31 protein-coding genes and 1 pseudogene are annotated in these 26,153 nt (G+C 53.1%); 15 read left to right on the forward strand and 17 right to left on the reverse strand.

Annotated features, from left to right (window positions below):
* Positions 1–37: 37 nt before the first annotated feature.
* The 3 genes and pseudogenes from O1724_RS08790 to O1724_RS08800 form a co-directional block, all read left to right on the forward strand.
* Positions 38–379: pseudogene (locus O1724_RS08790) on the forward strand (phosphatase); the annotation flags it as partial.
* 19 nt (positions 380–398) lie between these two features.
* Positions 399–953: a TorD/DmsD family molecular chaperone gene (locus O1724_RS08795; RefSeq protein WP_126296698.1), complete on the forward strand. Its 555-nt coding sequence runs from the start codon at positions 399–401 to the stop codon at positions 951–953.
* A gap of 96 nt (positions 954–1,049) precedes the next feature.
* Positions 1,050–1,532 carry a DUF1097 domain-containing protein gene (locus tag O1724_RS08800; protein ID WP_126296697.1) on the forward strand — a complete coding sequence of 161 codons (483 nt, stop codon included), beginning with the start codon at positions 1,050–1,052 and terminating at the stop codon, positions 1,530–1,532.
* A 43-nt stretch (positions 1,533–1,575) separates the two neighbouring features.
* Here O1724_RS08800 and csgG read toward each other — a convergent pair whose 3' ends face one another.
* The 4 genes from csgG to csgD are packed head-to-tail and all read right to left on the reverse strand — an operon-like array spanning position 1,576 to position 3,923.
* Positions 1,576–2,409, reverse strand: coding sequence for a curli production assembly/transport protein CsgG (gene csgG, locus O1724_RS08805; protein WP_003858055.1), 834 nt, complete (start codon positions 2,407–2,409; stop codon positions 1,576–1,578).
* Between the two features lie 26 nt (positions 2,410–2,435).
* A complete protein-coding gene (gene csgF / locus O1724_RS08810; RefSeq protein WP_003858054.1) occupies positions 2,436–2,852 on the reverse strand; it encodes a curli production assembly/transport protein CsgF in 417 nt (138 codons plus the stop codon).
* Between the two features lie 26 nt (positions 2,853–2,878).
* A complete protein-coding gene (csgE, locus tag O1724_RS08815) occupies positions 2,879–3,268 on the reverse strand; it encodes a curli production assembly/transport protein CsgE (RefSeq protein WP_126296696.1) in 390 nt (129 codons plus the stop codon).
* A 4-nt stretch (positions 3,269–3,272) separates the two neighbouring features.
* A complete protein-coding gene (gene csgD / locus O1724_RS08820) occupies positions 3,273–3,923 on the reverse strand; it encodes a biofilm master transcriptional regulator CsgD (protein ID WP_003858049.1) in 651 nt (216 codons plus the stop codon).
* A gap of 743 nt (positions 3,924–4,666) precedes the next feature.
* Between csgD and csgB the strand changes: the two genes are divergently transcribed.
* From csgB to ymdB, 5 genes are all read left to right on the forward strand, one after another.
* The gene (csgB, locus tag O1724_RS08825; protein WP_023315797.1) at positions 4,667–5,122 is read left to right on the forward strand and encodes a curli minor subunit CsgB; all 456 of its coding nucleotides are present in this window, start codon (positions 4,667–4,669) and stop codon (positions 5,120–5,122) included.
* A gap of 39 nt (positions 5,123–5,161) precedes the next feature.
* Entirely contained in the window at positions 5,162–5,617 is a 456-nt protein-coding gene (gene csgA, locus O1724_RS08830; protein WP_003858043.1) for a curli major subunit CsgA, read from the forward strand.
* Positions 5,618–5,673: 56 nt separating this feature from the next.
* Positions 5,674–6,006, forward strand: a complete 333-nt coding sequence (gene csgC, locus O1724_RS08835; protein WP_463726393.1) for a curli assembly chaperone CsgC — start codon at positions 5,674–5,676, stop codon at positions 6,004–6,006.
* Positions 6,007–6,159: 153 nt separating this feature from the next.
* The gene (locus O1724_RS08840; RefSeq protein WP_003858038.1) at positions 6,160–6,480 is read left to right on the forward strand and encodes a type 1 fimbrial protein; all 321 of its coding nucleotides are present in this window, start codon (positions 6,160–6,162) and stop codon (positions 6,478–6,480) included.
* A gap of 80 nt (positions 6,481–6,560) precedes the next feature.
* Positions 6,561–7,097 (forward strand): O-acetyl-ADP-ribose deacetylase, encoded by a 537-nt coding sequence (gene ymdB / locus O1724_RS08845; RefSeq protein WP_022650775.1) that lies wholly within the window; start codon positions 6,561–6,563, stop codon positions 7,095–7,097.
* A 41-nt stretch (positions 7,098–7,138) separates the two neighbouring features.
* Here ymdB and mdoC read toward each other — a convergent pair whose 3' ends face one another.
* Complete coding sequence (mdoC, locus tag O1724_RS08850) at positions 7,139–8,278, reverse strand: glucans biosynthesis protein MdoC (RefSeq protein WP_126296695.1); 1,140 nt, start codon at positions 8,276–8,278, stop codon at positions 7,139–7,141.
* Between the two features lie 255 nt (positions 8,279–8,533).
* On the opposite strand from mdoC, the gene mdoG reads away from it, so the two are divergent.
* The 3 genes from mdoG (at position 8,534) to O1724_RS08865 (ending at position 12,920) form a co-directional block, all read left to right on the forward strand.
* Positions 8,534–10,087, forward strand: a complete 1,554-nt coding sequence (mdoG, locus tag O1724_RS08855; protein ID WP_015570847.1) for a glucans biosynthesis protein MdoG — start codon at positions 8,534–8,536, stop codon at positions 10,085–10,087.
* On the forward strand, positions 10,080–12,608 hold the full coding sequence (mdoH, locus tag O1724_RS08860; RefSeq protein WP_015570846.1) for a glucans biosynthesis glucosyltransferase MdoH: 2,529 nt from the start codon (positions 10,080–10,082) through the stop codon (positions 12,606–12,608). Before mdoG ends, mdoH begins: the two co-directional genes overlap by 8 nt.
* Positions 12,609–12,692: 84 nt before the next feature.
* Positions 12,693–12,920 (forward strand): YceK/YidQ family lipoprotein, encoded by a 228-nt coding sequence (locus tag O1724_RS08865; protein WP_003858030.1) that lies wholly within the window; start codon positions 12,693–12,695, stop codon positions 12,918–12,920.
* Between the two features lie 7 nt (positions 12,921–12,927).
* Here O1724_RS08865 and O1724_RS08870 read toward each other — a convergent pair whose 3' ends face one another.
* From O1724_RS08870 to O1724_RS08880, 3 genes are all read right to left on the reverse strand, one after another.
* The gene (locus tag O1724_RS08870) at positions 12,928–13,302 is read right to left on the reverse strand and encodes a MysB family protein (RefSeq protein ID WP_003858026.1); all 375 of its coding nucleotides are present in this window, start codon (positions 13,300–13,302) and stop codon (positions 12,928–12,930) included.
* A gap of 79 nt (positions 13,303–13,381) precedes the next feature.
* Positions 13,382–14,617 (reverse strand): multidrug efflux MFS transporter MdtG, encoded by a 1,236-nt coding sequence (gene mdtG, locus O1724_RS08875; RefSeq protein ID WP_479983965.1) that lies wholly within the window; start codon positions 14,615–14,617, stop codon positions 13,382–13,384.
* Between the two features lie 141 nt (positions 14,618–14,758).
* Positions 14,759–15,685, reverse strand: a complete 927-nt coding sequence (locus O1724_RS08880) for a Kdo(2)-lipid IV(A) acyltransferase (protein WP_003858019.1) — start codon at positions 15,683–15,685, stop codon at positions 14,759–14,761.
* Positions 15,686–15,903: 218 nt separating this feature from the next.
* Between O1724_RS08880 and trhO the strand changes: the two genes are divergently transcribed.
* On the forward strand, positions 15,904–16,953 hold the full coding sequence (gene trhO, locus O1724_RS08885) for an oxygen-dependent tRNA uridine(34) hydroxylase TrhO (RefSeq protein WP_003858018.1): 1,050 nt from the start codon (positions 15,904–15,906) through the stop codon (positions 16,951–16,953).
* A 38-nt stretch (positions 16,954–16,991) separates the two neighbouring features.
* On the opposite strand, the gene O1724_RS08890 is transcribed toward trhO, so the two are convergent.
* From O1724_RS08890 to mdtH, 9 genes are all read right to left on the reverse strand, one after another.
* The gene (locus O1724_RS08890; RefSeq protein ID WP_022650779.1) at positions 16,992–17,570 is read right to left on the reverse strand and encodes a YceI family protein; all 579 of its coding nucleotides are present in this window, start codon (positions 17,568–17,570) and stop codon (positions 16,992–16,994) included.
* Position 17,571: 1 nt separating this feature from the next.
* Positions 17,572–18,138 (reverse strand): cytochrome b, encoded by a 567-nt coding sequence (locus O1724_RS08895; RefSeq protein ID WP_479983966.1) that lies wholly within the window; start codon positions 18,136–18,138, stop codon positions 17,572–17,574.
* A 227-nt stretch (positions 18,139–18,365) separates the two neighbouring features.
* A complete protein-coding gene (locus O1724_RS08900; protein WP_003858014.1) occupies positions 18,366–18,479 on the reverse strand; it encodes a YceO family protein in 114 nt (37 codons plus the stop codon).
* A gap of 50 nt (positions 18,480–18,529) precedes the next feature.
* On the reverse strand, positions 18,530–19,648 hold the full coding sequence (gene solA / locus O1724_RS08905) for an N-methyl-L-tryptophan oxidase (RefSeq protein ID WP_063944690.1): 1,119 nt from the start codon (positions 19,646–19,648) through the stop codon (positions 18,530–18,532).
* Positions 19,649–19,760: 112 nt separating this feature from the next.
* Positions 19,761–20,015, reverse strand: a complete 255-nt coding sequence (gene bssS, locus O1724_RS08910) for a biofilm formation regulator BssS (protein ID WP_003858012.1) — start codon at positions 20,013–20,015, stop codon at positions 19,761–19,763.
* Between the two features lie 273 nt (positions 20,016–20,288).
* Entirely contained in the window at positions 20,289–20,534 is a 246-nt protein-coding gene (gene dinI / locus O1724_RS08915; protein WP_003858011.1) for a DNA damage-inducible protein I, read from the reverse strand.
* Between the two features lie 74 nt (positions 20,535–20,608).
* Complete coding sequence (gene pyrC, locus O1724_RS08920; RefSeq protein ID WP_126296693.1) at positions 20,609–21,655, reverse strand: dihydroorotase; 1,047 nt, start codon at positions 21,653–21,655, stop codon at positions 20,609–20,611.
* Positions 21,656–21,783: 128 nt separating this feature from the next.
* Positions 21,784–22,344 carry a lipoprotein gene (locus tag O1724_RS08925; protein ID WP_003858009.1) on the reverse strand — a complete coding sequence of 187 codons (561 nt, stop codon included), beginning with the start codon at positions 22,342–22,344 and terminating at the stop codon, positions 21,784–21,786.
* 98 nt (positions 22,345–22,442) lie between these two features.
* A complete protein-coding gene (mdtH, locus tag O1724_RS08930) occupies positions 22,443–23,651 on the reverse strand; it encodes a multidrug efflux MFS transporter MdtH (protein WP_003858008.1) in 1,209 nt (402 codons plus the stop codon).
* Between the two features lie 236 nt (positions 23,652–23,887).
* On the opposite strand from mdtH, the gene rimJ reads away from it, so the two are divergent.
* The 3 genes from rimJ to O1724_RS08945 are packed head-to-tail and all read left to right on the forward strand — an operon-like array spanning position 23,888 to position 26,058.
* The gene (gene rimJ, locus O1724_RS08935) at positions 23,888–24,472 is read left to right on the forward strand and encodes a ribosomal protein S5-alanine N-acetyltransferase (RefSeq protein WP_003858007.1); all 585 of its coding nucleotides are present in this window, start codon (positions 23,888–23,890) and stop codon (positions 24,470–24,472) included.
* A 9-nt stretch (positions 24,473–24,481) separates the two neighbouring features.
* On the forward strand, positions 24,482–25,132 hold the full coding sequence (locus O1724_RS08940; protein WP_126296692.1) for a YceH family protein: 651 nt from the start codon (positions 24,482–24,484) through the stop codon (positions 25,130–25,132).
* Positions 25,133–25,134: 2 nt separating this feature from the next.
* Positions 25,135–26,058, forward strand: coding sequence for a Gfo/Idh/MocA family protein (locus tag O1724_RS08945; protein WP_023315806.1), 924 nt, complete (start codon positions 25,135–25,137; stop codon positions 26,056–26,058).
* The last annotated feature ends 95 nt before the right edge of the window (positions 26,059–26,153 follow it).

Below are 26,153 nucleotides of genomic sequence, written 5' to 3' on the forward strand. Positions count from 1 at the left end.
AGGGGATAGTATCATGATTGGCATCTATTTGAAGTTGGGGAATCCGAAATACCCGATTGATATTCAGGCCGTGGCGCAGGCGGCAGCGAAGCACCGCGTGGCGCTGGAGATTAACAACTCCTCCTTTGTTCACTCGCGTAAGGGCAGTGAAGCCAACTGCCGCGAAGTGGCGGCGGCCGTGCGTGACGCGGGCGGCATGGTGGCGCTGGGCTCTGATTCACACACGGCCTTCACGCTGGGGGATTTCAGCGAGTGCCTGAAAATATTGCGGGACGTGAATTTCCCGGAAGAACAGATCCTGAACGTCACGCCGCGTCGTATGCTCGACTTCCTTGAGTCGCGCGGCATGGCGCCGATTGATGAATTTGCCGATCTTTAATTAATAACGGAATAAAAACATGAATGAGTTTTCCATCCTTTGCCGCGTGCTGGGCACCTTATATTACCGCCAGCCGCAGGATCCGCTGCTGGTTCCGCTGTTTACCCTGATTCGTGAAGGTAAACTGGCGCAGAGCTGGCCGCTGGAACAGGATGAATTGCTGGAACGCTTGCAAAAAAGCTGCGATATGCAGCAGATTTCAACGGATTACAACGCGCTGTTTGTGGGGGAAGAGTGTCGCGTGTCGCCGTATCGTTCTGCCTGGCAGGAAGGTGCGACCGAAGCGGAGGTTCGGGCGTTTCTTTCAGAACGCGGCATGCCGCTGACGGATATGCCTGCCGATCATATCGGTACCCTGCTGCTGTCGGCCTCCTGGATTGAAGATAATGCAGGTGATGATGAGAACGAGGCGATTGAAACCCTGTTCGAAACGTATCTGCTGCCGTGGGTTGGCACCTTCCTGGGTAAAGTGGAAGCCCACGCCACCTCGCCATTCTGGAGAACGCTGGCTCCGCTGACGCGTGACGCTATCGCTGCTATGTGGGACGAGCTGGAAGAAGAGAACGAAGAGTGACTTGAATCACAAAAATCCTGCAACGATACATTTCAACTTGCACGTAATGTGCTTCTGATCTCATTTATATGGTGCGCATCTGCTAAGATGCGCACCATGAACATATTACTTTATATTGCAATCACGACTGGCATCCTCTCCGGCCTTTGGGGTTGGGTGGCTGTCTCTCTCGGCTTGTTGAGCTGGGCTGGTTTTCTTGGCTGCACGGCCTATTTCGCCTGCCCGCAGGGTGGTCTCAAAGGGCTCTTTATTTCAGGCTGCACGTTACTGAGTGGCGTGGTCTGGGCGCTGGTCATTATGAAAGGCAGCGCGCTGGCGCCGCATGTGGAAATCCTGGGGTACGCCATGACCGGCATTGTGGCCTTCCTGATGTGCGTTCAGGCAAAACATCTGCTGTTGTCCTTTGTGCCCGGCACGTTCATGGGTGCCTGCGCGACCTTTGCAGGGCAGGGGGACTGGAAGCTGGTGGTCCCTTCGCTCATGCTGGGGTTACTGTTTGGCTACGCCATGAAGAACAGCGGCCTTTGGCTTGCGGCCCGACGCGAGAAGAGCCAGAGCGTTCCTGCGGTAAGTAAATAAAAAAAGGCGAGACGGAATTCTCGCCTTTTTTATGCGCCGCTGATTATGACTCTGGCGGCACCGACATCTCACGATATTTCACCAGCACCGCATTACTCACGTCACTTTTATTCTGAAGATCCCACAAGCCGCGATCGATACCGTCATTAATGAGGAAAATCACGCCGGTTTCGATGGCCGACATCAGACACAGCATGACCGGCTCGTTAGAGGTATAGCCAATTTCACCCTCCAGCAGACGCTGGTAATCGATAAAGCGGAATACCCCGGCCTGCACTTCATAAGAGAGAATCGTTTTGCTGGTGGTCACCGAGGATAATATCTCACCCGTGCTCACGTTAACCACGCGCAGGTTGACGGCAATCTGGTCCAGCTGATACTGCGTGTCGGCCCCGATGCCAAAGTAACGCGCACCCGCGCCACCCGATTTCACGTTACTTTCGTAGCCGATAATCGAGCCTTCCACCATGATATTGGCTGCGGTGAGAGACTGTAGCGGCATGCGGTTATTGACGCCAACGGTACCATTCTCCTGCGCGGCACGAATGATTTTTCGTTCGTTAAGCAGGTTTTGCAGCCCCTGACGTTCCAGCGGGATAAACCAGCGAGAATCTTTCAGGGCGGTAACCAGCATCGCGGTGGCGCTCTGCGGTACGGCTGTCGAGAAGTTACTGGCCGGATACGGTTTGAACTGACCCGTCTCATCCTGAATGTTATACACCGAGACGAATATCTTTCCGGTTGGGACCGGCAGATGCGTCAGATCCCGATAGCTCTGGGCACGAGGCATCAGGGTGGGTTTAGCGGCTTCTTTTGGCGGGGCAGTTAAACAACCGCTTAATAAGCACACTGCAACTAAAATAAAAAAGCGCTGCATAATAATTGTCCTTATTTCGGGGTTGTTTAGAAATCAGTTGAACTGGTCTGCAAACCGGAAACCTGGATTGTCGACGTTTTACCGGTTTTTCGGTCTGTCACATTTAACTGAAGCTGCCCGTCTTTATTGGCAATATCGACGATAAAGTCGTTAGTGACCATCCGGCCGGGTTTTCCGGTATTAATGTTAGTTAATAAGCCACCTAGTATTTGCGACTGGATGGCCTGAGTAAAATTATCCAGGGCTGACGGGGTCTCGATACCGAAATCATCGTCATAGCTGGGGTCTTTATAGGAGTTTTGAGCCTGAGCCTGGTTAAGCATAAAGGCTCCGTTATTCGGGTTGCCGCCAAAATTAGGGTTGCGGAACTGGAATGTCATATTTCCGGCCCAGCTCAACGGCGCAATGAGCATTAACGAAATCACTGTGTGTGCGAGACGCATTACAGCCTCCGAAATTGGTATCGTTGTTAGAACTCATCTTTTGCTAAATCGCCTGTGCTCAAAAGGGCTTTGTCTAACTGTAGGCGGTTAATAGCTTCTTCTGTTTGTGCCAGCGCGAAAGCGACGTTCTGATCGAAGTCTCTTTTCGTTGGGAATAAAAAAGTCTGGTAAATAACGTCCTGATTAGCGGTTATTGTGATCCAGCTTCCCCACCGCGCACTGGGCCGTTCGTTGATGGTTAAGTTACCCGGATAATCGCTTTCCCACTTATCGCTGAAGGCACGATAAAAATCGTGTCCGACAGAGGTGACGGTGTGGTCGGTTAACAGTCCGGGAACTTCTACCTCAACAGCCTGAAGGTTTCCGGCAGCAAGCATAATGCCTGCGGCGGCAATCCGACTTAAGGTGCGTTTCATGCTATTAACGCCTGAGGTTATCGTTTGCCCACGACACCGCCTGCGTGCGATTTTTAACAGCTATCTTTTTGAAAAGATTATAAAGATGCGTCTTAACCGTATTTTCGCTGATAAATAACGAACGGGCGATTTCAATATTTGAAGCACCAATACGCAGTTTGTTCAGGATCTCTTTCTCACGGTGCGTCAGAAGGGCCGATTCCGAACTGTTATAGCGATAATTTCCGGAGTGGGTAATGAGGTAGCTGGCCAGTTTCTGCGAGAAATAACACTCCCCCCGCAATATGCCCTGCAAACCCTCCACGACACGGTTTTCTTCTTCAGTGACGTAAAACACGCCGTTAATATGCGGCCAGCTCTCAATTTCGCGGAAAGGATACTCATCAGGCGTATTTAATAACAATACGCGGATATTATTGTTTTTCCTGCTTAAATTATCTTGCCAGTAATGAATGAGTTTTTTATCCGCTTCCATCATATCGAGAAGAATGATGCTGCCAGAAGCGATATCATCAAAAGAACGTTGAATATTATGCAGTTTCCCGTTAAGAGACAGGCATTGCTTTAAATGCTGCAATAACGCTGTCGCTTGTAAGGAAGGTTTTGTGATCAACAATAATGTATGACCGGGTAAGCTATGGACTTCATTAAACATGATGAAACCCCACGTTATTTATGACACCCGGCAGTTGCCCTCGTATTATTGAAAAGGGCACCAGAGGTACTGACAGGTGTGGCACTGCTGTGTGTAGTTAAAAAACCTTCCTCCAAAGGAGGCGGTAAAATTAAAAACAAATAACGTACTGCTGTTTTCAATCTAGCTATTGCAAACTTTAAAGCAAGTGTTAATCGTGTAACAGGATGTAAAATTCGATATTAATTTGTGTATATTTCAGGGCTAATAGATTTTAAGATAAGGGGAAAGTTGTACATGTGTATAAACGTGCACAGATTTTAAAAACCATAAAGTATATTATAATGGGTTGAATTATTTGGCTTTGTATTATTCTAAGCCAGCCGGTAAAAAGTATGATCTCTGCTAAAAACATAAGACTTCCCTAAGCCAGAATTTTTTCTTAAGAAAACTTGCTTCGTGTCACGCGCGTGGCAAAGGGCATTGTCTTTTTTGTCAGAAGAAGCCGGTGCAGGTTGGACAGTCTGTCTCGCTGTTGTACAAGCGCAGGAAGACATTTTTGGTTTCTGCTTTAGGCGTGTATCCCGTCGTTTCAGGCGAGATTTACGACTTTGAGGTGAAGGAGAATATAAAAATAAGGCGCACGGGTGAGATATTAAACATGTTTCGGCAGACATACTCTTTTCCGTAACGCGGCGTTAACAAAACGAATCGCGTTAACGGAGCAAGAAATACTTTTTTATAGCCAGGTCCAGGGTGACAGCATGAAAAACAAAACGTTGTTTATGATGTTTACATTACTGGGTGCGCCTGGGTTTGTAATCGCAGGTGATTCAGATTTAGCCAGTTCTGAATATAATTTTGCGATAAATGAATTAAGTAAAGCTTCATACAATCAGGCAGCCATTATTGGTCAACAGGGTTCAGGAAATAATTCTGATGTACGCCAGGGCGGTTCTAAATTGCTGTCCGTTATTTCTCAGGAGGGCGGGAATAACCGCGCGAATGTTGATCAGTCAGGGACGTATAACCTTGCTTATATCGATCAGACCGGCAACGGCAACGATGCGAGTATTAAGCAGGGCGCTTTTGGCAACACCGCCATGATTATCCAGAAAGGCTCGGGTAACAGGGCGAATATAACGCAGTATGGTACGCAGAAAACAGCAGTTGTAGTACAGAGACAGTCGCAAATGGCTATTCGCGTTATTCAACGTTAGCGATGTGTGACGCCTTAATCAATCCGATGGGGGTTTACCATGAAACTTTTCAAAGTGGCAGTTATTGCAGCAATCGTAGTTTCTGGCAGTGCTTTCGCAGGTGCGGTACCACAATTTGGCGGCGGCCACGGTGGTGGCTGGGGTGGCGGCAATAACGGCCCTGACTCAACCCTGAGCATTTACCAGTACGGCGGCGGTAACTCCGCGCTTGCTTTGCAGACGGACGCCCGAGATTCTGAATTGACCATTACCCAGCATGGTGGTGGTAACGGCGCAGATGTTGGCCAGGGCTCTGATGACAGTTCTATCGATCTGCTGCAAAAAGGCTTTGGTAACAGCGCCACCATCGACCAGTGGAATAGCAAAGACTCTGTTATCAACGTGAAACAGTTCGGCGGCGGCAACGGCGCGGCGGTAGACCAGACAGCGTCCGGCTCAACGGTGACTGTGCACCAGGTTGGCTTTGGCAACAACGCGACCGCACACCAGTACTGATTCATTTCTGTACCAAAAAACAGGGCATGCGCCCTGTTTTTTTTCGGGAGGATCTCATGAGCACCTTCATTCTCCTTGCCGCGCTTGCCAGCCAGATAACGTTCAGCACCTCACAGCAGGCAAATATGGCAACCATTATTCCTCAGGTCACGCTGGCAGACGCCTGCGAATGTCAGGTTGAGGTGTTATCTGTCCGACAGGGGCAGGGGGGACAAAGTACATCGCGGCAGAAAAATACTCTTTTTATACCCGCTAATCAGCCGATTGATTTAACGCGAATCAGTTTAAATATTCGCTCAGGGGATGCGGTAAAAATAATCGTCACCGTTTCCGATGGAAAATCGCTTCATTTATCACAGCAGTGGAACGCACCGGTAAGTGCGCTTTAATAATTCATGAAATCAATGATTTAATAAAGTGGCGGCGCTGCACAGGTAAGCTATGCTGATATCAAGAACCCAGTCATCGGGTTGCTTAAATTGATACTTCATAACGGAGCGTTTTTACCCCTCAAGGACGAATTTCATTGAGGAGTACAAATAATGTTCAAATCCGCAGCGTGTATTATTTCTGGTCTGGGACTGATCCTGTCCTCTTTTTTTTCTCCGGCTTATTCAGCAACTATAGAAAATGGTGGGGTGATTCATTTTCGTGGCGCGGTGGTCGCTGACCCGTGCGAAGTCACGCCCCGGCATCAGCAGTTTGCGATCTCCTGTCCGGAAAATAACCGTATGAAAACGCATACCATCAGTTATGACGAGGCGCTCCGGGGCCATCATCCTCATTCAGCTCTGGCCGCTGTCAGCATGAAATACCTGAATGAACAGAAAACGCTTGCGGTCGTTCAGGTGGATTACCGCTAACCGACGTTTTTTTCGCGGCAGTTTTTCTCCTTCTCCCTCTGCGATACACTGATGAAAAAGGCGGGTTGCAGAGGGTGTTTATGAGACCGCAAATCGACGTTATTCATGGCGATATCACGACGGTGCACGTTGACGTGATCGTCAACGCAGCCAATTCCTCCCTGATGGGTGGTGGCGGGGTGGACGGTGCCATTCACCGGGCCGCAGGCCCTCAACTCCTTGAAGCATGCAAAACCGTGCGTCAGCAGCAGGGAGAGTGCCCGCCGGGGCATGCTGTTATTACGCTTGCGGGCGATCTCCCGGCCAAAGCGGTGATCCATACCGTTGGACCCGTCTGGCACGGTGGCGACCGCCATGAGGCTGAGATTCTGGAGCAGGCGTATCGTAACTGCCTGCGGCTTGCGGCGGATAACGGGTATAAGACCATGGCGTTCCCCGCCATTAGCACCGGGGTGTTCGGTTATCCAAAGGAAGCGGCAGCTACGATCGCCGTGAATACCGTTTATCACTACCTTTCCCTCAAACCCATGCCGGAAAAAGTCATTTTTGTCTGTTTCGATGAGCACACCGCCGACCTGTATCAGCGGATCTTGACCGCGCGCAGCCAGGCATTTTGATGTCTGAAGTGCAAAAACGGCGCCCTGGAGGCGCCGTTTTGTTATCCCGCTTTAACCTGAGGTTTGCCTGAGAACAGGAAACGCAAAAGCGGGATCCGCAGGTGGATTTCATACAACACGATGGCAATGCCAACCACAAAGACCAGGCCGGTGAAGAAGCCCAGCGCATTCGAGGCGATATGCGGCGTAATGTACGCCCCGAAAAACAGCGTCAGCGGATGGTGAACCAGGTAGATAAACAGCGAAGCATTAACGAAATAGGTGACGCGACTGGATTTAAAATTCAGCAGACGATGGCCAAGGGCGAACACCACGTTCACCATCCACAGGCCCATCAGCATCGTTATCACGCTCTCTGTCTCATACATCCACGCGTCCCCGCTGCCATAGCGCTGATTGAGAAGATAGGCGGCAAAGGCCAGCGCAGCACCCACCGCACACCAGGGGGAGGGGGTGGTAAACAGCGCTTTAAGCCGGGGATGAATAAATGCCAGCGCCCCAATCAGGAAGAAGGGAATGTAGAACAGGGTCTGCATTACCACGAAATTAAACAGCCCATCGCTCAGAATGGGAGGGTAGACAATGAGCAGGGTACGCCTGACGACGGCATACGCGACCCCCAGCGCAAGAAACAGCAGCGACAGCTTGCCCAGGGTGATGTTGGCGAAGAAGGTCGAGGATGCGGTGCTCGCGCGCTGACGCAGCTGGCTGAAGATCAGCAAACTCACCGTGGTTAGCACCACCAGTACCAGCAGGAACCAGAGGTGGGAAATAAGCTCCCAGACCAGGGTGTTGTATTTCTCATAGAAGGAGAGATTCGGCCAGTTTTCCGCCTTGCCTTTAACATGCTGCAACATGATGAACTGCGGCAGCGTCAGCAGCGGAATGGCCGTCAACATCGGTATGCCCACGCGCTCCACGCGCACTTTCCACCATCGCTTGAGGGGATAGCGCAAGAAGAGCATGTAAGAGAAATAACCGGAAATAACAAAAAACACCTGCATGCGGAAGGCATGGATAAAATCATTAAACAGCGTCAGCCACCAGGAGGGCATCTGGCTGTTCACGTGCCAGGTGTGGCTGGAATAGATCAGTGAAATATGAAAAGGGATCCCCAATAGCATGAGCCATGCGCGGATCGAGTCGAGGAAATATTCACGTTGTACAGGGGTTGTGCTCATATAACTTTGCGCATTCTCAGACTTTTCGCCTTATCCCTAAGGCTCATAATGGTTACATTCGGAGCCAACCCTACACCAAGACCGACACCCTGTCTCCAGGATAAGCACGCAAAGTGAAAAGCGGGTTCTTTCATTTGCTTAATCCATGAGCCAGCGAGCTGAACAAAGCAGTGATAATGTTGTCGGATTGCCTGAGTTTCCATTAAAATGGATCGGATCGATATAAGCACACAAAGGGGGAAGTGCTTACTTATTATGAAACATAAACCACAAATGATGAAAATGCGTTGGTTGGGTGTAGCAGTGCTGTTGTCACTGTATACCTCATCTGCACTGGCCTTTAATATCGATGATGTCGCAAAACAGGCAAAATCGATGGCGGGCAAGAGCTACGAAGCGCCAAAAAGTAACCTGCCCTCCGTTTTCCGCGACATGAAATACGCGGACTATCAGCAGATCCAGTTCAATCACGATAAAGCGTACTGGAACAATATTAAAACCCCGTTCAAGCTTGAATTTTACCACCAGGGTATGTACTTCGACACGCCAGTTGCCATCAATGAAGTGACGGCGACCGCGGTACGCAAAATCAAGTACAGCCCGGATTACTTCAATTTTGGCGATGTGCAACACGATAAAGACACGGTGAAAGACCTCGGCTTCGCAGGCTTCAAGGTGCTTTATCCGATTAACAGCAAAGATAAAAACGATGAAATCGTCAGCATGCTTGGCGCCAGCTACTTCCGCGTGATTGGCGCGGGGCAGGTGTACGGGCTTTCTGCGCGCGGTCTGGCAATTGATACCGCGCTGCCATCAGGTGAAGAATTTCCACGTTTTCGCGAGTTCTGGATCGAACGTCCAAAACCAACCGACAAACGTCTGACAATTTATGCGCTGCTGGACTCCCCTCGTGCGACCGGCGCTTATCGCTTCGTGATCATGCCAGGGCGTGACACGGTGGTTGACGTGCAGTCTAAAGTTTACCTGCGCGATAAAGTGGGCAAACTGGGCGTTGCACCGCTGACCAGTATGTTCCTGTTTGGGCCGAACCAGCCATCTCCGGCGACCAATTTCCGTCCTGAACTGCATGATTCCAATGGCCTCTCCATCCATGCCGGTAACGGCGAGTGGATCTGGCGTCCGCTGAACAACCCGAAACACCTCGCGGTCAGCAGCTTTGCGATGGAAAACCCGCAGGGCTTTGGTCTGCTGCAACGTGGCCGTCAGTTCTCCCGCTTTGAAGATCTGGATGACCGCTACGATCTGCGCCCAAGCGCCTGGGTTACGCCGAAAGGCGACTGGGGTAAAGGTAAGGTTGAGCTGGTTGAAATTCCAACCAACGATGAAACCAACGATAACATCGTGGCGTACTGGACACCGGATCAGCTGCCTGAAGCCGGTAAAGAGATGAACTTCAAGTATGCGATTACCTTCAGCCGTGACGAAGACAAGCTGCACGCACCGGATAACGCGTATGTGATGCAGACGCGTCGTTCAACGGGTGACGTGAAGCAGTCCAACCTGATTCGTCAGCCGGATGGCACGCTGGCATTTATCGTGGACTTCACCGGGCAGGATATGAAAAAACTGGCGCCGGATACTGCCGTGACGGCACAGGCCAGCATTGGCGATAACGGTGAAATCGTTGAAAACGCCGTGCGGTACAACCCGGTCACCAAAGGGTGGCGTTTGACCCTGCGCGTGAAGGTGAAGGATCCGAAACAGACCACTGAAATGCGCGCCGCGCTGGTCAGTAACGATAAGCCGCTGAGTGAAACCTGGAGCTATCAGCTACCTGCCAATGAATAATACATCTGAATATATTGATGCCATGCCGCTGACGGACATTGAAAAAGCGGCGCTCCCTGCGAGCGACATCCGCGCGGTTCACACCGCGCTGGATGGTGAACATCGTCATTTTTCCCGTGATGATGATACGCCGCTGGGGTCAGTGAAGGCACGTCTGGAGCAGGCATGGCCGGACTCGCTGGCAGAAGGGCAGTTAATCAAGGATGACGAAGGGCGTGACCAGCTACAGGCGATGCCGAAGGCCACGCGTTCCTCCATGTTCCCCGATCCGTGGCGCACCAACCCGGTGGGCCGCTTCTGGGATCGTCTGCGTGGGCGTGACGTGACACCGCGCTATCTGTCACGTCTGACCAAAGAACAGCAGGCCTCCGAGCAGAAATGGCGTACCGTAGGAACGATTCGTCGTTACATTCTGCTGCTGCTGACGCTGGCGCAGACGGTTGTCGCCACCTGGTACATGAAAACCATTCTGCCGTACCAGGGCTGGGCGTTGATTAACCCTGCTGACATGATTGGCCAGGATATCTGGGTCTCCTTCATGCAGCTGCTGCCGTATATTTTACAGAGCGGCATTCTTCTGCTGTTCGCCGTGCTGTTCTGTTGGGTCTCCGCCGGGTTCTGGACGGCGCTGATGGGCTTCCTGCAACTGCTGATGGGGCGTGACAAATACAGCATTTCCGCGTCGACGGTCGGGGATGAACCCCTCAATCCTGAGCACCGTACCGCGCTGATCATGCCTATCTGTAACGAAGACGTTGACCGCGTATTCGCCGGACTGCGTGCCACCTGGGAGTCCGTGAAGGCGACCGGTAACGCGGCGCATTTCGACGTCTATATCCTGAGCGACAGCTACAACCCGGATATTTGCGTGGCAGAGCAAAAAGCCTGGATGGAGCTGATTGCCGAGGTGCAGGGGGAAGGGCAGATCTTCTACCGCCGTCGTCGTCGTCGTGTTAAGCGTAAGAGCGGGAACATTGATGACTTCTGTCGTCGCTGGGGTAACCAGTACAGCTACATGGTGGTTCTGGATGCGGACTCCGTGATGAGCGGCGACTGCCTGAGCGGGCTGGTCCGTCTGATGGAAGCCAACCCGAACGCGGGTATTATTCAGTCCTCGCCAAAAGCGTCAGGTATGGACACGCTGTATGCGCGCTGCCAGCAGTTTGCGACCCGCGTCTACGGGCCGCTGTTTACTGCCGGTCTGCACTTCTGGCAGCTGGGTGAATCTCACTACTGGGGCCACAACGCCATTATCCGCGTGAAGCCATTCATCGAGCACTGTGCCCTGGCGCCGCTGCCGGGTGAAGGGTCGTTTGCCGGGTCCATTCTGTCGCATGACTTTGTGGAAGCTGCTCTGATGCGTCGTGCAGGGTGGGGCGTCTGGATTGCCTACGATCTGCCTGGCTCGTATGAAGAGCTGCCGCCGAACCTGCTGGATGAGCTCAAACGCGACCGCCGCTGGTGTCACGGTAACCTGATGAACTTCCGCCTGTTCCTGGTGAAAGGGATGCACCCTGTTCACCGTGCGGTGTTCCTGACGGGCGTTATGTCCTATCTGTCTGCGCCGCTGTGGTTTATGTTCCTGGCACTCTCGACCGCGTTGCAGGTTGTGCATGCTCTGACGGAGCCGCAATACTTCCTGCAACCGCGCCAGCTGTTCCCGGTGTGGCCGCAGTGGCGTCCGGAGCTGGCGATTGCGCTGTTCGCGTCGACCATGGTGCTGCTGTTCCTGCCTAAGCTGCTCAGTATCATTCTGATCTGGTGCAAAGGTTCGAAGGAGTACGGTGGTTTCTGCCGCGTGACCCTTTCACTGCTGCTGGAAGTGCTGTTCTCGGTCCTGCTGGCGCCGGTGCGTATGCTGTTCCATACGGTGTTTGTGGTGAGCGCGTTCCTGGGATGGGAAGTGGTGTGGAATTCACCGCAGCGTGACGATGACTCTACGCCGTGGAGTGAGGCCTTTATGCGCCACGGCTCTCAGCTGCTGCTGGGCCTGGTGTGGGCCGTTGGTATGGCCTGGCTGGATCTGCGTTTCCTGTTCTGGCTGGCGCCAATCGTCTTCTCGCTGATCCTGTCGCCGTTTGTGTCGGTGATCTCCAGCCGTTCCACGGTGGGCCTGCGTACCAAACGCTGGAAGCTGTTCCTGATCCCGGAAGAGTATTCTCCGCCGCAGGTGCTGGTGGATACCGATACCTATCTGGAGCAGAACCGCAAACGCACGCTGGATGATGGCTTTATGCACGCCGTGTTTAACCCGTCATTCAACGCGCTGGCAACCGCGATGGCGACGGCGCGTCACCGCGCCAGCCAGGTGCTGGAGATCGCCCGCGATCGCCACGTTGAGCAGGCGCTGAACGAGACGCCAGAAAAGCTTAACCGCGACCGTCGTCTGGTGCTGTTGAGCGATCCGGTGACGATGGCACGGCTTCACTACCGCGTGTGGTCCGCGCCGGAGAGATACTCTTCGTGGGTGAACTACTATAAGGACGTTAAGCTGAATCCGCTGGCACTGAAGGCGAAGTAAGTTGTTAAGTAGGGCGGGTAAGCGAAGCGCCACCCGCCAAATGAAATACCGGCTTAATCGCCGGTATTTTTTTAGAGGTCAGACATGAAAGTAATCATTGTCGTCATGATGGCATGCCTGCTCAGCGGCTGCGGCAGCATTATCAGCCGCACCATCCCCGGGCAGGGCCACGGGAATCAATACTACCCCGGCGTACAGTGGGACGTTCGCGATTCCGCATGGCGCTATCTCACCGTGCTCGATCTGCCGTTTTCGCTGATTTTCGACACGCTGCTGCTGCCCATTGATGCCAGTCACGGCCCTTACGAGTAACGGGAGCTCATCGCTCGTCCCATTCGTCCGCTGCGGCCTGACCCTCTTCGGTATCCAGCGGCGGTTCGAGCTGAAACTCGCCTTCGTCCCATTCGTGCAGCGTATTTTCTTCCAGCCACTCCTGACGTAACTCAATTTCGTCATAGTCGCCGTCGAATACCGCCTGTGCACCTTCACCACTCAGTATCGGCAGACATTCACCATCTTCACCTTCATCAGCAAAGAATTCGGCCTGCCACATAATATCGCCGTCCTGTAGGACGTATTTTTGGATATTGAGTTGTTGCACGTCAGCATCTTCTTCCTCAATGCCGGGATTATCAGCGAGGAACTCTTCGCGAGCGGCATCAATTGCTTCTTCCAGCGTGGCGTACATGGTCATTGGTGTCTCCCTGTTTTTCGTGAAGGTATTCAGGGAAAGAATAGCTGATTATGTGATTTTGCAAGTATGAATGCGAAAATTAGCCGTCACGATGTTGTCTTATTCGCCCCGGGCGTAGCGCCCGGGATAAGCTGAGCCACGAATAAACGGCGTTGAACAGCACGACGCCTGCCGTCACGATAAAGACCGCCCGGAAACCGAAACTGGCTGAAATCCCCGCACCGACCAGCGGCCCGGTGACGTTACCCAGATCGCGAAACGACTGGTTATAGCTGAAAATACGACCAGCTATCTGGTTGGTGGAATTATAGACCAGCAGCGTCTGCACGGCCGGGAGCAGTGCGCCATCGGCAGCCCCCAGCAGGAAGCGCAGGATGCCGAGCTGCCAGGGAGACTGCACCATCGCCATGGGGATCAGCAGCAGGACGGAGACGATCAGGGCGCAGATCAGGATCTTTTCCGGGCCGATACGGTCTCCCAGCTTGCCGAGCCGCGGCGCGCTCAGTAGCGCCGCCACACCGGGAACAGAGGCGATCAGGCCGCTGATAAAGGCGATATTGCTGACGTTTCCCGCCAGATCGCGGACATAGAGCGTCAGAATAGGCGCGATTGAACCGGTGGCCACTTGGATAATCATGGTGGTCACAAACAGACTCAGCACCAGCTTTGGGTTTTTCAGCGAGGCCAGTACATCCCGGGCGTGCAGCATCTCTTTTTTAGCTACCGGCGCGAAATTCTCCCGGATACAGATAAGCGTCACCAGGAAGCAGAGGAACAGCACGCTGGCGGTAATGAAGAATACCGGCCGCAGTCCGTAGTGGTCGGCCAGCAGCCCGCCCGCCAGCGGGCCCAGCAGTGCGCCACTTACGCCGCCAGTAGAGAGCGTGCCCAACGCCCAGCCGCTTTTCTGGCGCGGGATTTGGGTGGCGATCAGGGCGTTGGCGTTAGGGATAAATCCCCCGAGCAGACCCAGGAGTGCGCGTAATATCAGGAACTGCCAGACGTTCTGCGCCATCCCCATCAGCGGCATAATGATCGCCATGCCGAGCGCGGAGCGCAGCAGCATAATTTTGCGGCCTTTGCGATCCGCCAGCCCACCCCAGAAAGGCGACGCAATGGCGGAGAACAGGAACGTAATGCTGAACACCAGGCCGGACCACATATTCAGGGCGCTATGTCCGGTGACGCCGAGCTGTTCAACGTAGAGGGGCAGGAAAGGCATCACCAGGCTAAAGGCGGCGCCAGTAAGAAAACAACCCAGCCACGCAACCGTCAGGTTACGTTTCCAGTTTATGGGAGCATCTGTGGGGGACATAACTATCCGCATAATGAGGTGCAGGGCACCGTGACCAGTGAGGTAATAAGCCTGCTAATTATGCGCCCGGGGTATGATTGCCGCAATGACGGGGAGCTTTTAAAGCTAAAACAACATGCGGCCCGGATGGCCGCATGCAGATTAATAACGTGAAGGGACGCCCTGAGGCCGGGTTTTAAAGCGGCGATGCAGCCACATGTACTGCTCCGGGGCGAGCATAATGCATTTCTCGACAACGCCGTTCATCCAGCGGGCGGTGGTTTCCGCATCAATCAGCGGTGGCGCGAGCTCCGGCTCCAGCATGATGAGCTGATAGCCTGAACCGTCTGGTTTACGGCGCGGTACAAACGGCACGATAGCCGCTTTGGACATTCGCGCCAGCATCCAGGTCCCGGTGGTCGTCGCTGCATCTTCCACCGCAAAGAACGGAACAAACACGCTGGATTGCGGGCCATAGTCATGATCCGGGGCGTACCAGACCACTTCACCTGATTTCAGGGCGCGGATCATCCCTTTCAGGTCTTTTCGGTCGATCATGCTTTTATTGGAGCGCATACGTCCGTTGGTCTGGATCAAATCGATCACCGGATTATCGTTAGGACGATAAACGCCAATACCGGGCGCCTGCATGCCGAACATGCGTGCGCCAATTTCGAGCGTCAGAAAATGAACGCCAATCAGCAGGACGCCAGTCTGGTTGGCCTGAAGAGTATGCACTGGCTCCATGCCGGTCCCGGCCACTTCCGTCCAGCGCGCCATGCGCTTATCCGACCAGAACCAGGCCATACCGGTCTCCATCAGCCCCATGCCGACAGATTCGAAGTTTTTAACCACCATGTCGTGGCGCTCAGATTCACTCATCTGAGGAAAGCAAAGCTCAAGGTTGCGATACGCGATCCTGGCGCGACGCTTCATAAACTGCTGAGCAATGCGACCCAGCCCTTTACCCATGCGGAAAATGACGGGATAAGGCAGCTGTACAATTAGCCACAACAAGCCAATGCCTGACCATGTTAACCAATAGCGGGGATGCAAAAGCGCGGCAGTAAATTTCGGTAACTGGGTCATGTCTGTCCTGTGTTCTAACGTCCTGAAAGGCTATTGTCTCATTTTTTAAGGCATAGCCAAAATGTCTGTCATCGAAACATGAAAGAATATGCAAATGTTAAGTCTGATTAATCAGATTGACTGAAATGTAGCGTAAATTGTGTGGATGTAAATTGTCTTTGTTTGCTATATCATGCCGACCGATTTTTATTTCTCAACGATTGCAGGACTTGTACACCATGCCAGTGTTACACAACCGCGTTTCGAATGAGATGTTGAAAGCGCGTATGTTGGCCGAAACCGAACCGCGCACAACGATCTCTTTCTATAAGTATTTCACCATCGACGATCCACAGGCGACCCGCGATGCGCTTTACCAGGCTTTCACCGCCCTGAACGTGTTTGGTCGCGTCTATCTGGCGCGTGAGGGGATTAACGCGCAGATCAGCGTGCCGGAAAGCAAGGTCAGCGCCTTCCGCGATCTCCTTTACGGGTTTGATCCGGCGCTTAACGGCTTACGCCTGAATATTGCGTTGGATGATGACGGTAAATCATTCTGGGTGCTGCGCATGAAGGTGCGCGAGCGTATTGTGGCGGATGGCATTGACGATCCGAGCTTCAATGCTGCTAATGTGGGGGAATACCTGAAGGCCGCTGAAGTGAACGCGATGCTCGACGATCCGGATGCGGTGTTCATCGATATGCGTAACCACTACGAATATGAAGTGGGGCACTTCGAAAATGCGATGGAAATTCCTGCCGACACCTTCCGCGAGCAACTGCCGAAAGCGGTTGAGATGATGCAGGAGCATAAAGACAAAAAGATCGTGATGTACTGTACCGGGGGGATCCGCTGTGAAAAAGCCAGCGCCTGGATGAAGCACAACGGGTTTAATAAAGTCTGGCACATTGAGGGTGGGATTATCGAGTATGCCCGCCGCGCCCGTGAGCAGGGTTTACCGGTGCGTTTTATCGGTAAGAACTTTGTGTTTGATGAGCGTATGGGCGAGCGAATTTCAGAGGACGTGATCGCGCACTGTCACCAGTGCGGAACACCGTGCGATACGCATACCAACTGCAAAAACGACGGGTGTCATCTGCTGTTTATTCAGTGCCCTGCATGCGCCGAGAAGTTTAATGGCTGCTGTAGCGAGCTGTGCAGCGAAGAGAGTATGTTGCCTGAAGAAGAGCAACGTCGTCGCCGTGCCGGACGCGAGAACGGGAATAAGATCTTTAATAAATCCCGGGGCCGACTGAATACCAAACTGGGTATTCCGGACCCGGAGTAAAACACTGCCCGGCGGCTCACAAGCCTGCCGGGCCTGTTTTATGACTTCTGCTGAACGCCTTCCACCGAAATAATCAGCTCTACATCCTGCGATGCCGGGCCTAAATCCGTGGTGATATTAAAATCTTTCAGATGAATTTTGCCTGCGGCTTCAAAGCCAGCACGTTTTCCGCCCCATGGATCGTCACCCTGTCCAATTAATTTGGCATCCAGTGTGACAGGTTTTGTTACGCCGTTCAGCGTGAGATTACCGGTAATAGCGAGTTTATCACCGTCTTTCTTCACCTCTGTCGACGCGAAAGTAGCTTGCGGGAATTTGCCCACGTTCAGGAATTCAGCGCTGCGCAGATGTTTATCACGCTCGGCGTGATTAGTGTCGACGCTGTTGGTATTAATGGTGACGTTCACTTTATCGGCAGCAGGGTTTTTCTCGTCGAAAGTAAATGTGCCATCGAAATCATTGAACGTGCCATATAACCAGCTGTAACCCAGATGCTGAATACGGAAATTGACGAAGGCATGCTGGCCCTCTTTATCAATTTTATAGTCGGCGGCCAGGGCCGAACCGGTAGTAAATAACAGCGAACCTAATGCGATACCCAACAGGCGTTTTTTCATTTTATGCTCCAGAGTCAACTGACGAACGGCCAAGCATGCGCTTCAGCGTATCGTCTTTATCAATAAAGTGGTGTTTCAGGGCCGCAAGGCCATGCAGGACAGACAGGATCACTACGCTCCATGCCAGCCACAAATGAACCACACCTGCGGTGTCAGCCTGTGAACCGGCGTCAGCCAGCGTGGCTGGGACATCAAAAAGCCCAAATACGCTGATCGGTTTGCCGCCTGCGGTCGAAATGAGATAGCCGCTGATCAAAATGGCGAACAGCAGGGCATAGAGTGCGATATGCGCGCCAACAGCGCTTATGCGGGTAAGTCGGCCATGGCTTTTGGGCGCAGGAGGGGGCGGAGAGATATGTCGCCAGATCACGCGAAAAACCAGACCCATCATCAGCAGAACCCCAATGCTTTTGTGCAATTCGGGGGCCTGATGATACCAACCGTCATAATAGCTTAATGTCACCATCCAGAGGCCGAGACCAAACATGGCATAGACGGCAATTGCAAATAGCCAGTGTAAACACATGGATATTATTCCGTAGCGACGGGACGAGTTACGCCATTGCATATGAATTTCCGTTCTCAAATGACTGAGCAATAAAAATGGACGGGTTAAATAAATAATGCAACTGAAAAAAATGAATAATGTATTTTATTTAATTTATTTCAGCGAATTTGAATGTGTTTCCGCAATGTATTTCAATCGCTTCGTTCAATAAATTTGAGGTGACGTTTTTTAAAAAAATATAAGTTAAATAAATTTAAAGGAGTGTCAATAAACGTCAGCGAGAACGTTCAGAAGAATACAATATAGATAACGTCAATGATCGCCAGTAGCGACCAAAGAACAATGTAGAGCATGAAATGCTCGCGGATGTTATTGATAAGGTAATTCACCAGTCTGCGCATCATGCCCCTCTCGCTAAACAGGCCCCGGTTACTCGGAGCCTGAAGAGGTATTATCGATCAAAGCGCGAGAGCGCGAAGGGCTTGAGATCAAACGAAGGCGCGATCCCCTGAGCAAACTGGGCGGCGATTTCACCTAACACAGAGGCAAATTTAAACCCGTGACCGCTGAGCCCGGTTACGAGCAGGGTGTTGTTGTGCCCCGGCAGGGTGTCGATGATAAAGTCTTCATCCGGGGTGTTGTCGTAGGTGCACGCTGCGCCGTAAAGCAACCCGCCTACGCCCGGCAGGATATTACGCAGGAACGTGAAGGCTTCGGAACCATCCTGCGGATAAGCGCCGTACGGTTTGCGTTCTTCCGCAGAGGAAATTACCTGCCCGCCGTTATGTTTGCCAATCTTGAGCGCGTCTTTTTCCGAGGGGAAACCGTAGAACTGGTCGCCATTAGGTAACTCGCCTGTAAACGCCGGGAATTTGTTCTGACTGCTGTAACGCCCGTCAGACTGGAACCAGGAGAAGACTTTGCGCACCGGCTGGATGGGCAGGTCCGGCAGCAGTTTCGTCACCCACGTTCCCGCACTCACCAGCAGACGCGTGGCGGTATAATCACCTTCAGACGTGGTGACGGTTGAACCCCCGGCATGGTGGGTGATGCCCGTGACCGGACAGTTAAACAACTGTGCGCAGCCCGCTTTGGCGGCGAGATCAATCCAGGTCTTAATGGCCGTTTCGCTGTGCAGTACGCCAGAGTTGGCTTCAAACAACCCAATGTAGTCTTCAGGGACAGAAATTTCCGGCCAGCGCGCCATGATGCCGTTCGCATCCAGACGCTCGACGTCCAGGCGGTAGGCTTTCGCGCTCTCCTCGACGGTCGCCAGAAACGTGGAGCTGGCTGGCCCCAGGTTAACGACCCCGGTGCGCTCAAAAATGCGTTCTTCGGTGAGGGCAGCCAACTCATCCCACAGCGTCTGAGCCCGAAGCACCAGCGGTACATAGCGCTCACCTTCGCCATAAGCGTGACGGATCAGACGGGTATCGCCGTGATGGCTTCCTTCAGAGTGGGGGGGACGATGGGCGTCAATCATCAGCACATTCAGACCCGCCTGCGTGGCGTAATAACCGGCGGCAGATCCTACGGAGCCGCTTCCGATAATGATCAAATCGTATTTCATAGGCTTCTCTTTACTAACGCTTTGTTAGCAGAGTAATTAACTATGTAGGCTTATACAAGAACGAAATAAATAAGGCACCGCGAGGGTGCCTGTTGAGTGAAGAGGCGTAAGATTAATGCCGTTTATACTCATTTTCCTGGTAGTCGCCAGATTCTATTTTTGCGATGCCTGCTTCCAAAATAGAGATAAACTGACGGGCGACGTCTGTTGTAAGCCACAGCGTCTGTCCAACTTCCGCTTCATCACGGTTTAGCTGATTTGGGGTCTGGTAGTGCAAACGCAGCATCAGCGCATCGTAGCTGTCTACGGTGCTGATATCCCAGCCAACAAGCGGATGGGTCTGGATCACTTCACTATTCTTTTCCATTATAACCCCCTTAATGCGTGTTAGAAGACAACGACTTTGAGGTTCAATGCATGTTTTTCTGAAAGCAATTTCAGTATATCAATTAATAAGGGTTCAGCAGGAAAAAATAAACGGGTAGCAACACATTTTTCTGCTTTTTAGGATTGTTCGAACAATAAAACGCCATCTTGTTCACGATTTTCTAAGAAGATGCTGAAATATTTTGAACTTTCAGGAGACGAAACGAAAAAAAGCCGGGGCGACCCGGCAAAAAACACAATGAGGGAGCAAATTTTAATCAGTGATGAACCAGTCGTCGGCGCTTTCCCATGTTTCCTGCAAAATTTCGCTGATGCGTTCTTTGTCTTCTTTCGCACCGCCGATGACGGAAAGATGGTTTGCTGTCGCATAACGTACCGTTACGGCGCCATCGTTTTCAGGAAAAGTGCTGTTAATACGTCGGGATAGTTCACCCGCCAGAGCGTCGAGTGCGCCAGCAGGCAGGACGGTGGATTTGGCAATGGTGACTTCAATACGCATAAATGCCCCCTGTGTAATATACTGTTTATTTATACAGTTATATTGTCGGTTTGACAACAGGGGGCGACAGTTTTTTAGCGTTTTACCGTCCAGTTTACGGTTTCACCGGCCAGGAAGGGGATCAGCGTATCGTCGGTGAGCGCAATCGACGCTTCAACCTGGCTTTCTTTGCGCTCCAGCTCAATGAACGTGTCATTGATCGGCAGACCGTAGAAACGCGGGCCGTTAAGGGAGCAGAAGGCTTCGAAATGGTCTAACGCATTCATCTCTTCAAACACGGTTGCGTAACTTGCCAGGGCGGTCGGGGCGTTAAAGCAGCCTGCACAGCCGCAACTCGCCTCTTTACGGTGACGGGCATGCGGGGCGGAATCTGTGCCGAGGAACGCGCGCGGGAAGCCGCTGGCGACCAGCTCACGTAGCGCCTGCTGGTGGATGTTGCGCTTGAGGATCGGCAGACAATACAGATGTGGGCGAACGCCGCCCACCAGCATGTGGTTACGGTTAAACATCAGGTGCTGCGGGGTGATGGTGGCGGCAATCAGCTCGTTTCCATCCCGGACATACTCTGCGGCATCTTTAGTCGTAATGTGTTCAAACACCACTTTCAGCCCCGGAAGACGCTGGCGCAGCGGCTCCATGACCGTTTCGATAAAACGTGCTTCGCGATCGAAAATATCAATGTCAGCGTGGGTCACTTCCCCGTGCACCAGCAGCGGCATGCCCAGTTTTTGCATACGCTCCAGAACGGGCATGATGGCGTCGATACTGGTCACCCCATGGCTGGAGTTGGTGGTGGCATTCGCCGGGTAGAGCTTCGCGGCGGTGAACACACCTTCGTTAAACCCGCGCTCAACCTCATTGGGATCCAGCGAGTCCGTCAGGTAGCAGGTCATCAACGGGGTAAAATCGTGCCCGGCCGGAACGGCGTCAAGGATACGCTGGCGATAGGCAATCGCGGCCTCGACGGTAGTGACTGGCGGAACCAGGTTAGGCATAACAATCGCACGGCCATAAATTTTGCTGGTATACGGCACGACGGTTTTCAGCATGTCGCCATCACGAAGATGGATATGCCAGTCGTCTGGGCGGCGGATTTTGAGAACCTGGGATTGTACAGTCATGGAAGCTCCGGCTTGAAAGAGATCAGTCATAAGATGGCTGTTTTTGCCGGACACAAATCATAAGCGGAAACGTTTTCGTTTGCACACTATTCCGTTAAAAAAAACGGGCGCCTGAGCGCCCGGAGTATTTAGTCGGTGAAAGGGATGATGATTTCACCCGGTTTCACCTCTATCCCTTTGGCATATTTTTTCGCCAGAGATTCACCTTTGCTTTTGTCTTCGCTCAGAACATAGGCAGGCTGTTGGTTAAAGTAGTTCTGCAACGACTGGTTGAGATACGGCATCAGCGTTTGCAGCACCGGTTTCATTTTATCCGGCGTCACAACCGCATCGACGATTTCCATCTCTTGCAGGAAAATTGCCCCTTTATCTTTATTAAAGACCGGCAGCGCCTTGAGCTTCAGCTTGATATCCGCTTTCTGATTGCCGAAGAGCGAGGTCATATCGAGGCTGGCATCGCCGGAAAGGGTGACTTTGTTAGGCTCCTCGCGACCAATCTGGCTGGCGAGATTCGTCAGGACGATATGCGCATCCGCAAGGCCGGGCACGCCGATATCTTTTGAAAAGTTATTATGTTTTTCCAGCGCCTGATTAATTTCCTGCTCACTGACGGTGTACTGCGTAAGCTGGTTACATCCCACCAGCAGACCACTGACAATTAACGCAGCGGCAATAACGATCTTTTTCATGGCGTTCCTCAACATAAAATCGGCGCATCTGTCCTGATACGCCAGTATGTCAGGGTGATCCTACAGAAACCAGCAGAAAAAACTGATAATGCAAGAGGTCAGGCGCCAGGCTCCAGCATCCCGCGGGTGCTGCGTTTATCACTGAACTGCCACCAGAGGGCAATCAGCGTCATAAAGCCGACCATGCCGAGCATGACCCACGGCAGCTCCGGCTGATGGAGCGCTTTTCCGGCATCAAACAGCCAGCCGCCACCGGTGTAACCCAGCGCGCCGCCAAGCGCCAGCCCGAGACGGCTGAAGCCCATGTAGCTGCCCCGGGCCCGGGCGTCGGCAAGTGACGCGCTCAGCGTTTCACGGGCTGGCTCGGCAATGATTGAGCCAATATAGAAGGTGCAGATCAGCATAAACAGTTGCTGAAGCGAACTTACCAGACCGATGGGCATCATGCTCAGCGTCATCAGCAACAGCCCGGCCATCAGACGGTGCTCAAGCCGGAAACGGCGCTCGCTCCAGCGGGCAATTGGATAGAGCAGAGTCAGTGAGAGGCAGGCCTCAATGGCATACATCCATTTCACCGCTGCCGGCGTGCCGGCAATATCGTTAACCATAATGGGCAGCATCAGCATGACCTGCACGGCGAGCATGTAGTAGCCGGTCAGGGTTAATACATAGGTGACGAAGCGTTTATCGCTCAACACACGGTCAAGCCCTTCCCGCACAGGCGCTTTCACCGTCGACAGCTTCCATGCGGGCAGAAACAGACCGTTAAACAGCGCGCAGAGAATAAACAACACCGCGCCGGTGGCGCAAACCAGGCGGAAATCGTATTGCAGCAGCCAGCTTCCCAGCAGGGCGCCCACCACCGCGCCAGCGCTGTCCTGCATCATCAAAATCGAGAAGAAGCGCCCCCGATGTTGCGGACGGATAAGCTTAACCACCAGCGCGGTACGCGGTGGGTCGAAAAGGGTGCCGCCAATCCCGGAAAGGAAACAGGAGAACCACAGCAGCCAGGGTTCATGAGCGATTGCCATGGTGGCGAATCCCGCCGCACGTAACAGCATGCCGGTGACGATCATCGGTTTCGCGCCGAAGCGGTCAGCTATTGCGCCGCCAAACACGCCCAGACCCTGTTGTACAAACTGGCGTAGACCCAGCGCGATCCCGACCATCAATGCCGCCCAGCCCATTTGATCGACAAAACGAATTGATATAAGCGGAAAAACGACAAAAAAGCCGAGCACGACCAGCATGTTATCGACGAGCAGGAAATATTTACCCAGGCTCCTGGCCTGTGATACGCGGGACATTTTCCCTCCAGGGAAAATAAAAGGTGAGCACGCTAACATTCTGCGGTGTCGCCGCGCTTTTTCCCATACCCGCTGGCGACAATATTTTTTTATCAAAAAGGTGCTTTGATAGAGAGTTCTCATCGAAAAATGTGAAAAGCGATCAAAATGGTATGTCACTGTTTTCACAGAAGGCGCAGGCACAGGTATAGTAAAGCTAACAGGCAGAGCAGAAGCGACGGGAAGGAGTGGTAACGATGTTTGGCTATCGCAGTAATGTGCCAAAAGTGCGTCTGACGACGGACAGGCTGGTCGTTCGTCTGGTGCATGAGCGTGATGCCTGGCGTCTGGCGGATTATTACGCCGAGAATCGCCAGTTTTTAAAACCCTGGGAACCCGTTCGGGACGAGAGCCACTGCTACCCCTCTGGCTGGCAGGCGCGCCTCAGTATGATTGCGGAATTTCATAAACAGGGAAGTGCGTTTTATTTCGCGCTTCTCGATCCGGAAGAGAAAGAGATCGTTGGCATTGCCAATTTTTCAAACGTGGTACGCGGGTCGTTTCACGCCTGCTATCTCGGGTATTCCATCGGCCAGAAATGGCAGGGACAGGGGCTCATGTTTGAGGCGCTGACGGCGGCGATTCGCTACATGCAGCGCACGCAACATATCCATCGCATTATGGCTAACTACATGCCGCACAATAAGCGCAGCGGCGATCTGCTGGCCCGCCTGGGGTTTGAGAAAGAAGGCTATGCCAAAGATTATCTGCTGATTGACGGCGAGTGGCGGGACCATGTGCTCACCGCGCTCACCACACAGGAGTGGACCGCGGGTCGTTAAGGAGAAAAGATGAAATATCAGTTAAATGGCGCCGAAGCGCGCGTGATCGGCTGCCTTCTGGAAAAGCAGGTCACCACGCCGGAACAGTATCCTCTGTCCGTGAATGCCGTCACGATGGCCTGCAACCAGAAGACGAACCGTGAGCCGGTGATGAACCTTGGCGAGCACGAGGTGCAGGATATCCTTGATGAGCTGGTGAAGCGCCACTACCTGCGCACCGTCAGCGGCTTCGGTAACCGCGTCACTAAATATGAACAGCGCTTTTGTAATTCTGAATTTGGCGATTTAAAACTCAGCGCTGCGGAAGTGGCTGTTATCACCACGTTGCTGCTGCGCGGGGCGCAGACGCCGGGGGAACTGCGCACACGCGCCTCCCGCATGCATGAGTTTCAGGATATGCAGGACGTTGAACAGACGCTGGAGGGATTAGCCTCACGCGAGGACGGTCCCTACGTGGTGCGTCTGCCCCGCGAACCGGGCAAGCGTGAAAGCCGCTACATGCACCTGTTTAGCGGCGACGTGGGGCCCTCTGCGCTGGCCGTCGTATCCGACACGCCAGCATCAAACGAAAGCCTGACCGCGCGCGTGGCAGCCCTGGAAGACGAGGTTGCCGGGCTGAAGCAGCGTCTGGATGCGTTACTCGCACATCTGGGAGATTAATCGTGACAACCTTACGCATTGGTGTTGTGGGGCTGGGAGGGATTGCGCAAAAAGCCTGGCTGCCCGTTTTAGGCGCCGCGTCAGACTGGACGCTGCAAGGGGCGTGGTCGCCCACCCGCGAGAAAGCAGAGCGCATCTGCAAAACCTGGCGCATCCCTTATGCCGGTTCGCTACAGGATTTAGCCCGTGAATGTGATGCGGTATTTGTGCATACCTCAACCGCGACGCACTACCAGGTGGTGAGCGAGTTGCTGAATGCAGGCGTTCACGTCTGCGTGGATAAACCCCTGGCGGAAAATGTACAGGATGCTGAGCGACTGATTGAGCTGGCCGCGCGTAAAAAGCTGACGCTGATGGTCGGCTTCAACCGCCGTTTTGCGCCCCTCTATCAGCAGCTTAAAGCGCAGTCCGGCTCGTTCGCCTCTCTGCGTATGGATAAGCACCGTACCGACAGCGTGGGGCCGAACGATCTGCGCTTCACGCTGCTGGATGATTATCTCCACGTCGTGGATACGGCCCTGTGGCTGAGTAACGGAAAAGCCCAGCTGCAAAGCGGCACGCTGTTGACCAGCGAGCAGGGTGAGATGGTTTACGCCGAACATCATTTTGCCGTTGAGCATTTGCAGGTGACGACCAGCATGCATCGTCGGGCGGGCAGCCAGCGCGAGTCCGTGCAGGCCGTTACGGATGGCGCGCTGTATGACGTCACCGATATGCGAGAGTGGCGGGAAGAGAAGGGCAATGGCGTGGTTGCGTTACCCGTTCCCGGCTGGCAGAGCACCCTGGAACAGCGTGGCTTTGTGGGCTGCGCGCGTCACTTCATCACCTGCGTGCAGAATCAGACGGTTCCTGAAACGTCCGGGGAGCAGGCCATTCTGGCGCAGCGCATCGTGGAACGACTCTGGCGCGAAGCCATGTCGGAATAACTCGCTGTAACATCTGCCGATAGTAATTCGTTGAAATCCGGTTAGACTAAGCGCCGCTTGTTGGCTTTGCCGGGTGGCGCTTTCGCTTATCCGTC

This window comes from Enterobacter cloacae complex sp. HYC074_NIDB, assembly GCF_056673345.1.

What these genes read in the sequence shown, in the direction of transcription:
- trhO (WP_003858018.1), top strand. Translation starts at nt 15,904, where the DNA reads ATGCCAGTGTTACACAACCGCGTTTCGAATGAGATGTTGAAAGCGCGT.
- mdoC (WP_126296695.1), bottom strand. Translation starts at nt 8,278, where the DNA reads ATGAGCACAACCCCTGTACAACGTGAATATTTCCTCGACTCGATCCGC.
- O1724_RS08795 (WP_126296698.1), top strand. Translation starts at nt 399, where the DNA reads ATGAATGAGTTTTCCATCCTTTGCCGCGTGCTGGGCACCTTATATTAC.
- O1724_RS08840 (WP_003858038.1), top strand. Translation starts at nt 6,160, where the DNA reads ATGTTCAAATCCGCAGCGTGTATTATTTCTGGTCTGGGACTGATCCTG.
- csgA (WP_003858043.1), top strand. Translation starts at nt 5,162, where the DNA reads ATGAAACTTTTCAAAGTGGCAGTTATTGCAGCAATCGTAGTTTCTGGC.
- mdtH (WP_003858008.1), bottom strand. Translation starts at nt 23,651, where the DNA reads ATGTCCCGCGTATCACAGGCCAGGAGCCTGGGTAAATATTTCCTGCTC.
- O1724_RS08800 (WP_126296697.1), top strand. Translation starts at nt 1,050, where the DNA reads ATGAACATATTACTTTATATTGCAATCACGACTGGCATCCTCTCCGGC.
- mdoG (WP_015570847.1), top strand. Translation starts at nt 8,534, where the DNA reads ATGAAACATAAACCACAAATGATGAAAATGCGTTGGTTGGGTGTAGCA.
- dinI (WP_003858011.1), bottom strand. Translation starts at nt 20,534, where the DNA reads ATGCGTATTGAAGTCACCATTGCCAAATCCACCGTCCTGCCTGCTGGC.
- csgB (WP_023315797.1), top strand. Translation starts at nt 4,667, where the DNA reads ATGAAAAACAAAACGTTGTTTATGATGTTTACATTACTGGGTGCGCCT.
- solA (WP_063944690.1), bottom strand. Translation starts at nt 19,648, where the DNA reads ATGAAATACGATTTGATCATTATCGGAAGCGGCTCCGTAGGATCTGCC.
- O1724_RS08925 (WP_003858009.1), bottom strand. Translation starts at nt 22,344, where the DNA reads ATGAAAAAGATCGTTATTGCCGCTGCGTTAATTGTCAGTGGTCTGCTG.
- bssS (WP_003858012.1), bottom strand. Translation starts at nt 20,015, where the DNA reads ATGGAAAAGAATAGTGAAGTGATCCAGACCCATCCGCTTGTTGGCTGG.
- O1724_RS08865 (WP_003858030.1), top strand. Translation starts at nt 12,693, where the DNA reads ATGAAAGTAATCATTGTCGTCATGATGGCATGCCTGCTCAGCGGCTGC.
- csgD (WP_003858049.1), bottom strand. Translation starts at nt 3,923, where the DNA reads ATGTTTAATGAAGTCCATAGCTTACCCGGTCATACATTATTGTTGATC.
- rimJ (WP_003858007.1), top strand. Translation starts at nt 23,888, where the DNA reads ATGTTTGGCTATCGCAGTAATGTGCCAAAAGTGCGTCTGACGACGGAC.
- csgF (WP_003858054.1), bottom strand. Translation starts at nt 2,852, where the DNA reads ATGCGTCTCGCACACACAGTGATTTCGTTAATGCTCATTGCGCCGTTG.
- O1724_RS08895 (WP_479983966.1), bottom strand. Translation starts at nt 18,138, where the DNA reads ATGCAATGGCGTAACTCGTCCCGTCGCTACGGAATAATATCCATGTGT.
- mdoH (WP_015570846.1), top strand. Translation starts at nt 10,080, where the DNA reads ATGAATAATACATCTGAATATATTGATGCCATGCCGCTGACGGACATT.
- O1724_RS08900 (WP_003858014.1), bottom strand. Translation starts at nt 18,479, where the DNA reads ATGCGCAGACTGGTGAATTACCTTATCAATAACATCCGCGAGCATTTC.
- mdtG (WP_479983965.1), bottom strand. Translation starts at nt 14,617, where the DNA reads ATGTCCCCCACAGATGCTCCCATAAACTGGAAACGTAACCTGACGGTT.
- O1724_RS08870 (WP_003858026.1), bottom strand. Translation starts at nt 13,302, where the DNA reads ATGACCATGTACGCCACGCTGGAAGAAGCAATTGATGCCGCTCGCGAA.
- ymdB (WP_022650775.1), top strand. Translation starts at nt 6,561, where the DNA reads ATGAGACCGCAAATCGACGTTATTCATGGCGATATCACGACGGTGCAC.
- O1724_RS08880 (WP_003858019.1), bottom strand. Translation starts at nt 15,685, where the DNA reads ATGACCCAGTTACCGAAATTTACTGCCGCGCTTTTGCATCCCCGCTAT.
- csgG (WP_003858055.1), bottom strand. Translation starts at nt 2,409, where the DNA reads ATGCAGCGCTTTTTTATTTTAGTTGCAGTGTGCTTATTAAGCGGTTGT.
- O1724_RS08940 (WP_126296692.1), top strand. Translation starts at nt 24,482, where the DNA reads ATGAAATATCAGTTAAATGGCGCCGAAGCGCGCGTGATCGGCTGCCTT.
- O1724_RS08890 (WP_022650779.1), bottom strand. Translation starts at nt 17,570, where the DNA reads ATGAAAAAACGCCTGTTGGGTATCGCATTAGGTTCGCTGTTATTTACT.
- csgC (WP_463726393.1), top strand. Translation starts at nt 5,674, where the DNA reads ATGAGCACCTTCATTCTCCTTGCCGCGCTTGCCAGCCAGATAACGTTC.
- csgE (WP_126296696.1), bottom strand. Translation starts at nt 3,268, where the DNA reads ATGAAACGCACCTTAAGTCGGATTGCCGCCGCAGGCATTATGCTTGCT.
- pyrC (WP_126296693.1), bottom strand. Translation starts at nt 21,655, where the DNA reads ATGACTGTACAATCCCAGGTTCTCAAAATCCGCCGCCCAGACGACTGG.